Below are 1,536 nucleotides of genomic sequence, written 5' to 3' on the forward strand. Positions count from 1 at the left end.
CAAAGACTTTTCTCTTTGATTTGCTAAATCTAACTGATTTTTGAGTAAAGAAATCTGATCTTTTAATACATTTTCAACTTCAGATTGAACGTGTACCTGTACATCCTTCTGAACTTGTTCAGTACGTGTACTGGACTGAACACCGACTGGATTGCCATAAACTCTGATAAGTTCAGATAAGTCTATAAGACCATCATGATCTCTTGATAATTCACCACTTTTTAAAGCCTCGTATATTGTTGTACGTGATTTTTTAAAGGCTTTACTTGCGTCCATAACGCTAAATTTTGTTGTGTTCAATGGAATCCCTCAGTACGTGTACAAGGATGTTTATGTGAACATCCAATCTGAACATGAAGTTTATTTTGTATTAAAGCCTACTTTTTTTAGATATGGGAGTAGTTCTTCAAATTTTTGTGGATCTCGTAGCATTTCAGAAATTCGAACTGCAAATTGTGAGTAGCTTTCAGTACCTTGAGAATATTTATTCATCTCTGGAAGCTCAGACAGTTTACTGGCAAAAAGATGACGCTGTGCATCGGTAAATTTTGAGAAAATCTCAAGAGCAGTTTGCTCTTTGTTATGAGCTATAACGACTTTTTTCAGTTTAAAGTTGAATGAAAAACCAGAAATATTACGTCCCTTTTTATGTTGCTGACATTGGACGTTAATATCCGTGTGTTCATTAATTTGGGCAATAGCTAGATTTAATACTCGATCTTTAAAATTTCCCATTCTTGTATATTCATCATCAAGAACGCCTATTTTTTGTCTGAACTCTGCTAGTTCGATAATTGGAGTTTGACCCGTACTACGCCAAGCAATTAATAATTCATACAACCGCACAGCATAAGCACTGCTGAGATTACTAATCTGTTGTAACTCATATTTAGTGAATTGTTCTTCTAAACGTGTAATAAGTGGCACGATTGCAGGGGCAAATATTAACTTTACTGTAGCCTCATCATCGATATATCTAATCTCGCTCACCCAGCGACTTAAAACATTCTCTACATTTCCTCTTTTATTAATTTCTTGATAGCTAAATTGACGTACAAATAGATCCTTACAAGCATCTTTTAACGCTTGGTAAGCTGTTTGTCTTGCAACATTAAATTGATTTACATAACTCTCAGCATGCACTTCTAAGGGGTCATTTGCATTGATTCCTCGACCACTATCTCTTGCTTCGACGATAGCTAATAAGATCAAACGTTGTTCTACTAAGTCTAAGTTATAACTCGCATTAATTAAGGCATTATCTTTAACTACTAAGTCCCGCATTTTATTTGTCTACATTATTACTTATGAATATAAATCTATAATAATAAATATGTAGATTAATGCAAGGTAAACGTAGTTAAATCTACAAAAAAAATAATGTAGATTATTGGTAGGTAAACGTAGTCATATTGGTAGGTAAACGTAGTCATATTGGTAGGTAAACGTAGTCATATTGGTAGGTAAACGTAGTCATATAAGATCTAGAAGCCTTTATTTACAAAGACTTGATCATGTCTAAAAGCATTTAAAAGC

At 33.7% G+C, this 1,536-nt stretch carries 2 protein-coding genes; both read right to left on the bottom strand.

Annotated features, from left to right (window positions below):
- A partial coding sequence (locus tag FTV34_RS17380) for a plasmid replication DNA-binding protein (RefSeq protein ID WP_257226198.1) occupies positions 1–300 on the bottom strand: 300 nt, incomplete at its 3' end.
- Positions 301–360: 60 nt separating this feature from the next.
- Complete coding sequence (gene repM, locus FTV34_RS17385; protein ID WP_005021644.1) at positions 361–1,284, bottom strand: replication initiation protein RepM; 924 nt, start codon at positions 1,282–1,284, stop codon at positions 361–363.
- Positions 1,285–1,536: the final 252 nt, after the last annotated feature.

Origin of the sequence: Acinetobacter sp. YH16038 (genome assembly GCF_013417275.1) — a bacterium.
Classification (GTDB): Bacteria; Pseudomonadota; Gammaproteobacteria; order Pseudomonadales; family Moraxellaceae; genus Acinetobacter.

What these genes read in the sequence shown, in the direction of transcription:
- repM (WP_005021644.1), bottom strand. Translation starts at nt 1,284, where the DNA reads ATGCGGGACTTAGTAGTTAAAGATAATGCCTTAATTAATGCGAGTTAT.